At 60.9% G+C, this 7,993-nt stretch carries 10 protein-coding genes; 1 reads left to right on the top strand and 9 read right to left on the bottom strand.

Translation table 11 applies throughout. The features are described from left to right. From ACFE0K_RS13260 to ACFE0K_RS13220, 9 genes are all read right to left on the bottom strand, one after another. Nucleotides 1-618 (bottom strand): TRAP transporter large permease subunit (locus tag ACFE0K_RS13260; protein WP_434536510.1); only part of this gene is annotated, 618 nt, incomplete at its 3' end. Next, nucleotides 615-1,061 carry a TRAP transporter small permease gene (locus tag ACFE0K_RS13255; RefSeq protein WP_434536509.1) on the bottom strand — a complete coding sequence of 149 codons (447 nt, stop codon included), beginning with the start codon at nucleotides 1,059-1,061 and terminating at the stop codon, nucleotides 615-617. The genes ACFE0K_RS13260 and ACFE0K_RS13255, both read right to left, overlap by 4 nt. A 59-nt stretch (nucleotides 1,062-1,120) precedes the next feature. Continuing rightward, on the bottom strand, nucleotides 1,121-2,110 hold the full coding sequence (dctP, locus tag ACFE0K_RS13250; protein WP_434536508.1) for a TRAP transporter substrate-binding protein DctP: 990 nt from the start codon (nucleotides 2,108-2,110) through the stop codon (nucleotides 1,121-1,123). 8 nt (nucleotides 2,111-2,118) lie between these two features. Beyond that, a complete protein-coding gene (locus ACFE0K_RS13245; RefSeq protein WP_434536507.1) occupies nucleotides 2,119-2,970 on the bottom strand; it encodes a TRAP transporter TatT component family protein in 852 nt (283 codons plus the stop codon). A gap of 72 nt (nucleotides 2,971-3,042) precedes the next feature. Beyond that, nucleotides 3,043-3,864 carry a rhomboid family intramembrane serine protease gene (locus ACFE0K_RS13240; protein WP_434536506.1) on the bottom strand — a complete coding sequence of 274 codons (822 nt, stop codon included), beginning with the start codon at nucleotides 3,862-3,864 and terminating at the stop codon, nucleotides 3,043-3,045. Next, nucleotides 3,855-4,901 (bottom strand): aminopeptidase, encoded by a 1,047-nt coding sequence (locus ACFE0K_RS13235; RefSeq protein WP_434536505.1) that lies wholly within the window; start codon nucleotides 4,899-4,901, stop codon nucleotides 3,855-3,857. Before ACFE0K_RS13235 ends, ACFE0K_RS13240 begins: the two co-directional genes overlap by 10 nt. A gap of 9 nt (nucleotides 4,902-4,910) precedes the next feature. Then, a complete protein-coding gene (gene efpL / locus ACFE0K_RS13230; protein ID WP_434536504.1) occupies nucleotides 4,911-5,477 on the bottom strand; it encodes an elongation factor P-like protein EfpL in 567 nt (188 codons plus the stop codon). 185 nt (nucleotides 5,478-5,662) lie between these two features. Beyond that, nucleotides 5,663-6,460, bottom strand: coding sequence for a lysophospholipid acyltransferase family protein (locus tag ACFE0K_RS13225; RefSeq protein ID WP_434536503.1), 798 nt, complete (start codon nucleotides 6,458-6,460; stop codon nucleotides 5,663-5,665). Nucleotides 6,461-6,509: 49 nt separating this feature from the next. Further along, the gene (locus ACFE0K_RS13220) at nucleotides 6,510-7,364 is read right to left on the bottom strand and encodes a GNAT family N-acetyltransferase (protein ID WP_434536502.1); all 855 of its coding nucleotides are present in this window, start codon (nucleotides 7,362-7,364) and stop codon (nucleotides 6,510-6,512) included. Between the two features lie 283 nt (nucleotides 7,365-7,647). On the opposite strand from ACFE0K_RS13220, the gene ACFE0K_RS13215 reads away from it, so the two are divergent. Further along, nucleotides 7,648-7,902 (top strand): CDGSH iron-sulfur domain-containing protein, encoded by a 255-nt coding sequence (locus tag ACFE0K_RS13215; RefSeq protein ID WP_434536501.1) that lies wholly within the window; start codon nucleotides 7,648-7,650, stop codon nucleotides 7,900-7,902. The last annotated feature ends 91 nt before the right edge of the window (nucleotides 7,903-7,993 follow it).

Below are 7,993 nucleotides of genomic sequence, written 5' to 3'. Positions count from 1 at the left end.
CACCTCGGTGCCGCGCGTCGCCCACACACAATAGCCGTACATCAACACGACCATCAGCAGCGCCGGCACCAGGCCGGCCAGATACAAATCGACGATTTCCACCGACGGCATGTCCAGCTGCTGTGACATCTGCTGGGCAATAATGCCGTAGATCAGCAGCGGCACTGAGGGCACCAGCAGCAGACCCAGGCTGCCGGATGAGGTCACCAGACCGAGACTGAATTTTTCCGGGTAATTGCCTTTTACCAGCGCCGGCAACAGCAGTGCACCCAGCGCCACGATGGTGACCCCGGAGCCGCCGGTCAGGGCGGTAAAGAAGGCGCAGGCGATCAGCGACACAAAGGCCATGCCACCGGGCATCCAGCCGAAGGCGGCCTGGCTGAGACGCAGCATGCGGTCGGCTGTTTTCGATTCGCTGAGCAGGAAACCGGCAAAGGTGAACAACGGCAGCGCCATCAGCACTACGGAATTGCTCAGCTGATAGATATCGATATGCAGCACCGACATCTCGATACCCAGGGTATAAAAGCCCAGTGCCGCCGCACCGAGAATAATCGCAAACAGCGGCGCCCCCATCAGCGCCAACAACACCAGCAGGATAATGGCGACAGTAATCATGGCACCGGCTCCTGCATCTTCGGCCGCTTACCCAGCAACCCCAGCACGAACAGCACCACGTAACGCACTGCCATCACCGAAAAGCCCAGCGGGATAATGCTCTGCAGAAGCCAGCTCGGCACATTGGCAAAGGCCGCACCGGCGTAGTCGTATTCCTCGATCACGAACCCCACGCTGTACCAGGCCACCAGCACACAGATAAAGGCGGTGAACAGGTCCACAACGGTGGTCAGGAAGGGGTGGTATTTTTCCGGCAGCAACGACGAGGCCACATCGATGCGGATGTGTTCATCATTGCGCGAGGCGATCATGGCGCCCAGCAAGCCGATCCACAGCACCGCGTTCTGCAGCAGCGGCTCGATCCATACCAGGCTGGTGCCAAAAAAATTACGCAGCACGATCTGCGCCACCGCCAACAGCACCATAAACAAAAGGACGGCCACGATCAGGCCGTCCTCGATCTGGTGAAGAGTGCGATGGAGCCTGTGTAGCAAGGCTGCCATCACTGCCCTTCGCGCTGCTGGGCCAGAATGGCGTTAAGCCGGTCCAGCATGCCCTGGGAAATTTCACCCTCTTCCACCAGTTCTGCGGTAGCCCGTTTGGCATAGCTGCGCCATTCGGCCAGCTGCTCCGGGGAAGGCTCAACCACTTCCAGGCCCTGCTGTTTCACCGCCTGGAAGGCGCTCAGGTTTTCCTGGCGGCTTTCCGCATCCAGCTTGGCAAAGGTGCTTTCCAGCACCTGACGCACTACCTGCTGGTCCTCGGCGCTGAGCCGTTTAAAGAACTTTTCGTGAATACCCAGGGTGCCGAAGGTGTACAGCAGCGGCATGTCGGTCAGGTAGTTCACCCGGGAATACCAATGCAGGGTCAGGGCCGCCACTGGCGGGGCCGCAAAGGCGTTGACCGCCCCGGTCTGCAGGGAGGTCAGCACCGAGCCGATATTGAGCATGATCGGCGACAATTCAAACGCCTTGGCCGCTTTGGCCGACCCTTCATCGTTGGCCGGCAACCACAGCTTCTGGTCGCGCAGATCGGTAATGCTCTTCACCGGCTTCTCTGACATCACGTAGGCAAAGCCGCCGTCGATCAGGCCGAAGCTGACCCAGCCGCCCTCTTCTAGGCCCTGCTTGATCACCGGGTCCAGTTCGGCGCGCACCGCATCCACTTCGTCGTAGTTATTGAAGGCCAGCGGCACATTGAGAATCTGGCTGTCCTTGTAGGCGGAAGCAAAGGCGCCGCCCTGGGCCACCTGGCCGTGGAGCTGGCCGATGCGGATCTTGCGCTGTACCGCCCGGTCATCGCCCATTACCCCACCGGGGTACACTTTCAGTTTCACCCGCCCTTCGGTCTTTTCGGCAATCTCCTTACCCGCCTCTTTCAGGCCGGTAACGATGGTGGTGCCGTCCGGGTACAGGGTGGAAATTTTCAGGGTGTTGGCGGCCGAAGCCCAGACCGGCAACAGTGCGACCAGAATCGTGGCAAGACGCAGCATAAGTACTCCTAGAAATAATCGTCAGCGTCGGCAAGCAGGGCTTCGGCCTGCTCCTGCGCATAGGTGTTCTGCAGTGTCAGACCATGCACCTGCGGATCAGCGGTAAGGACATCTTCCAGCAGGCTATCATGCAGTTCACGGTCAAACACCAAACGGGCATATTTTTCCGCATACAGCACCGGGGCCAACAGGTTCTTGCCATCTGACAGGGTCATGGCCTGCTCGAAATGGGCCTTCGCCTGATCCGGTTTGCCACCCAGGGACGCGGGCAGGATGCTGCTCAGCACACCCAGGTACATGTGCGCCTGGCCATACTGATAACCTTCCTCCAGCACCACCACACGCTCCATGATGGCTTCCACGCGGCCCAGTTCGGCCACCGCATTCCAGTCGCTGGTGTTCTGCTGGATATAACCGGCCCAGGCGCTGCCGAGAGTGAACAGCATGGGCACATCGCCCTTGTCCGCATCTTCCAGCAATTCCTCGAACTCGGGCACGGACAGGTCACGCAGATTGCAGTAATCGCTATCGTGGGCGCAGGCAGAGCGGAAGGCATAGCCCAGGGCCTTGTCACTGAGCTTGCGGGCCCGTTTCGGGTCTTCCACGAACAGGCCGGCATAAGCGCCATAAAGGTCTGCACCACTGGCCAGCATGGAGGCGCTATCAGGCCAGTTTTCGATCAGACCGTCCACCATCAACAGATAGGTGGGCAAGCCCTCAGCCACCAGCTCAAGGTCATTGTTGTTGAGTACGCCATAGGGCAGGTTGTCGTCGATGCTGGCCAGGGAACAGCCCTGCAAGGAAACGACCGCTGCAACGAGGAGTGAGGGGACAAACCCGGGTAGGACGCGCCACTGCATAGGTCGCCGGTATCCTTTCATTATTGTGACTCATTGTTTTGGCTGTCTTTATAGCAGTACGACCGGGGTAACTCAAACGGCCCCGGCCCCCTGAGCCCGGCGCCAGAGCCCGAAACCAGCCCCCAGCAGGCAGCCACTGACCAAGCCGGCCAGGTGAGCGGCATTGGCTACCACACTGGACAGCCCCACAAAGCAGATCACCATCCAGGCCAGCATGAAGATGACTATCTCCCGGCGCAGGGGGTAACCGGACTCGGGATTTACCTTGCCGTAAATCCACAGGTAACCGAGCAGCCCGTAGACCACGCCGGACAGACCACCGAACATGGGCCCGGTGTGGAAGAACTGGGCCACATTGGCGGTAATACCGGTGACCAGGGTAACCAGCACCAGCTGCCCGCTGGACTGGAACCGCTCGATCAAGCGGCCCAGGTCCGACCACCAGAGCAGATTGAACAGCAGGTGCAGCAGGGAAAAGTGCAGCAGCATGGGGGTCACCAGCCGCCAGGGCTGGCTGGCCAGCCCGTCCAGTGCTGCCGGGAACAGCAGCGCCCGGTAGACGCCATCGCCCATCAGGTACGGCGTCAGATACACCAGCACGCTGACAATCAACACGATGCGGGTCACCCAGCCCAGGCTGGCGAACCAGCCCCCGGACATCAGTGGCTGGGGACGCCCGGTGAGGGGCTCTACCGGCTGGCGACCCTGCTGATGCTTGAGATCGGCAATTAGCTCTTCCAGCAGGGCCTTGGCATGGTTGTACTGCGTCGGGTCCTGCAGGTCGATGATCTGCTCGCTGCCCTCCTCCCGGCGCGCCACCGCAAAGCCATTGCGCTTGAGGGTATGCTCAAACAGCTCGGCCAGTTCCGGTTGCGGCGTGCGAATCAGTTCCATGTGAGGCCCTCCAGGGCGTTATTGCGTTGTGGCGGCGTCAGCTCGGCCAGGTTTTCCACCTGCTGCCAGAAACAGTCCCAGTCCCGCCGGCATTGTTCCAGCAGGCGGGCAAAGGCCGGCACATGATCATTATAGTCACTGACACCGTTTAACTGGGCATTGTTCAACGGCCCGTCAAAGAAGCCCCGGTAACCAGCCAGGGCCGGCAGGCTTTGTTGCTCGCGGGCGAAGCGCTCCCGGGCCTGCTGCTGGATGCGGGATTTTTCCCGGGCCAGCACCGCCTCATCCTGCTCAGCGGTGTAGAGCTGTTTCAGGGCCTCACGGGTATCAGTGACGATGGCCATAAAGGCCTGGCGGACCTGCTCACGGCGCTGCCAGAAATCCGTCGGCAACGGCTCGCCACTGGCGGCAAAGAAATCCACCGCGCCTTCGCGGCCCACCAGGGTGGCCAGGGATTCATTGAAACGGGTGTCATTTTTGATATACAGGCGCCGGTGGGCCAGCTCGTGGATCAACAGTTCCGCCAGTGCCGGCTCGGAGCGTTGCAGCATGGGCGTGGTCAACGGATCGGCAAACCAGCCCAGGGTCGAATAGGCAATGGCACCGCCCACATAGGTATCCAGTCCCTGCTCGGCCAGTTTGGTGGCAGTCTTTTCCGCCGCCTGGCGCTGGAAATAACCCCGGTAGCTGACGCAGCCGATCAACGGGTAACACCAGGTTTTGGGGGTCAAGGACCAGGCCGGGGCCGCCAGCACATTCCACACCACCGCGTCCTGCTCCAGGGCCACATACTGGTGATAGACGTCCTCGGCGGGGAGTGCCAGCTGATCCCCGGCAAAGCGGACAACCTGCTGGCTGAACTGCAGGGAATCGGCAATCTGCGGCGGGGTCTGCGGGTCCGCCAGCACCGCCTCGAGCGGTTCACGCTGGCCCATCAACCACAGGTGACCCTTGGCGGCCTGGCTGTAGTAGCCCAGTTGGCAGCCGCCCATCAGCAGCGCCAGACACGCTACCGTGGCTCCCCGCAATAACCTCATGATCCGGGATCAGGCCCGGGACATGAATTTGCGCTCGGCGGTGTTCACCCGCACCTTTTCGCCTTCCACGATATATTCCGGTACCTGCACCACCAGCCCGGTATTCAGAGTCGCCGGCTTGGTGCGGGCAGAGGCAGAGGCGGCCTTCATGGCCGGAGCGGTTTCGGTCACTTCCAGCACCACCGACGCAGGCAGCTCCAGGCCGATCACGGCATCGTCCACCCGCAGCGCCAGCAGGCCTTCGGTGTCCTCAGTGATAAAGGGCAGCTCGTCGGCAATGTCTTCGGCCTTGAGCAGATACTGAGAGAAATCCTCGTTATCCATGAAGATGTAATCATCACCGTCCAGGTAGGAAAACTGCACCGGCCGGCGCAGCAACTCCACCGTGGTCACCTCATCATCCCCCTTGTAACGCTCCTCGAACTTGGACCCACCGCCCACCGCACTGGCCTTCACCCGATACAGGGTCGCCGCGCCCCGGGCCGAGGGCGACTGCACCTCGATCTGACGGATGGCGTAGAGGCTGCCGTTGGCTTCGATAACATCAGATTTTTTCAGATCGCTGGCGCGGGTCATGGCTGGGGGAGGTCCTTGATGTGTTGGAAAGGCAGATGCTAGTCAGTTAACAGTGAATAGTGAATAGTTAACAGCAGCGCGAAAAGAGCTCTTCGGGTTTTCAAACGCAAGAGGCCGCGCCCAAAGCATGGACGCGGCCTCTTGCGTGTAAAGTCCGCAACAACGCCAATCCGCGACGCTGTTAACTATTCACTGTTAACTGTTAACTGCTCCGCCACCTTCCCCCACGCCCCCTCACACAGCCCCTTCCGATCCGTGCCTTGTGCCGATACCGGTTCGCAGAAGTGCAGGCGCACGCGGATGCGGTTGCGCAGCAGCATGGCCCACAGGTGAAGGTGAAATTCGTCGTCGCCGATGAAGGCCATGGCGGCGTCCGGGGCGCCGCTATCATCCAGGTAACGCACCGCCAGGGGTTGTACCGGCACATCCGCCATCAGTGGGGCATCGAACAACTGCGGGAAAAAGCGGCGCAGGCTGGAGCCATCGGTGGTGGTGCCTTCCGGAAACACCAGCACCGTGTGACCCAGCTTCAGGCGGTCAGCGATTTCCCGGGCCTTGCGGCTGGACTCGCCGCTGCCCCGCTTGATGAACAGCGTACCCATGGCACGTGCCAGGGTGCCGATTAACGGCCACTCCCCCACTTCCGCCTTGGACAGGAAATACAAATGGCGCTGGCTGGCAATCAGCGGAATATCCAGCCAGGACACATGGTTGCTGACCAGAAACACCGGCGCGTCGACCGGGGTACCGGTGACCGTCAGTTCCACCCCGAGGATACGCAGAAAGCGCCGGCACCAGCGCTGCTTGGCCGCCAGCACCACCGGCCGATACGGCGACCAGAACGCCCCCAGCAGGAATGCCAACACAAAGCCCCACAGCAGATAGAGCACGATGCGGGCGACCCGCCACACCCGGCGCAGCTGCGGCCAGGGGCCGCTTTCCACATAAGGACTGATGCTGACGCTATCGTTCACTTCGCTCATGTCTCGGGGCCTTTAGCCGTTAACTGTCCACTACCACTGTCAACTGGCTTTACACCGCCTGGGCCGGTTGTAGGAAGTGCTGCACATAGCGAGCCGGCAGATCATCCACCGCCATCAGCACGAAGAAATCCAGGCAGTTGAAATCCGGGTCCCAGCAGGGCTCGCCACACACCCGGGCGCCCATGCGCAGGTAGGCCTTGAGCAGCGGCGGCATTTTCACGTTGTCGTCAGCGGCATTGCCCGGCAGGCGCTCCAGGCGCAGGTGCGGCTGCACCCGCAATGCCGGTTCGCTGAGGTGGCGCTGGCTGATGCGCTGCTGGATGGCGGCCACGTTGTAGCCTTCGCTCAGGGCGATGCTGGCGCAACCCAGCAGGTAGCGCACATCGTTTTCGAGCATGTACTGGGCCAGCCGTGCCCACAGCACCGTGATCACGGCGCCGCCGCGGTGGGCGGGATGGATACAGGTGCGACCGATCTCCGCCACCCGACCATCCAGATGACGCAGCATGGACAGATCAAATTCGCCGCTGGAATAGAAACCGCCGGTGCGGTGCAGGCGCTCACCGGGCAGCACCCGGGTGTAACCAACGATCTCGCCACTTTGATTGTCGCGCACCACCAGGTGCAGGCAGTGTTTATCAAAACGGTCCCGGTCCAGCCCGAAGGGCGCGCTGAAGCTGGCGCCGTATTCCTGGGAGAAAATACGGTAGCGCAGACGCTGGACCTTGATGATTTCACGCCGGGAACGGGTGAAATAGGCACTGAAGCGCCCGGCATTTTCCGCATCCGCCGTCATGTCCCGCGGGAAACGGAGAATATCGGCAGTGGCCGTAAACGGCTTGGCCAGGGCCCCTCTTAACTGGGGGCTAAGGGCTTTGATCTTTCCTGCGGCTTGCGCAAGCATAGTGTACTCCACTGGCAGTTTCGGGCAGTTTCGCCAGTGGACGTGGCACAGTAGTGACGTTTGAGTGACATTTGTGCGACAGGGGGTAAAAGCAGTTAATAGTTAACAGTTAATAATTAATAGTTGCGCGGAAGTGGCGCTGTGGTTGCTGAAACGCAAGAAGCCGCGAGCAAAAGTGAGGAGTGAAATTCCGAGTTGAAGATAGAGAGGCGATTGCGCAGCAATGCAGGTAGCACGTCGCCACCGCCCAACGCTCCGGCCGTTTGTGAAAAGGAGAGCCCCTATGGACAAGCCTGTCATTGTTTCCCGGCAGCCCTACCCGTTGCCGGTCAAGAAAGGGGAGAAGGTGTTCTGGTGTGCCTGCGGCCGCAGTGAAAACCAGCCTTACTGTGATGGCAGCCACAAGGGCACCGACATCACCCCGGTGGCCTACACCGCCCCACGGGACAAGATCGTGTTCTTCTGCGGCTGCAAGCACAGCGGCAAGGCACCGGTTTGTGATGGTACGCATTCGAAGATAGTGAATAGTGAACAATGAACTGTTAACAGCGGCGCGGAAACCGTTATTGGGGTTTTCAAACGCAAGAGGCCGCGCCCAAAGCATGAGCGCGGCCTCCCCGCTTTCAGCT

Source organism: Alcanivorax sp. (genome assembly GCF_051117345.1).
Taxonomy (GTDB): Bacteria; Pseudomonadota; Gammaproteobacteria; order Pseudomonadales; family Alcanivoracaceae; genus Alcanivorax.
Note: the sequence above shows the minus strand (reverse complement) of the source record. Positions and strands in the feature narration are given on the sequence as shown.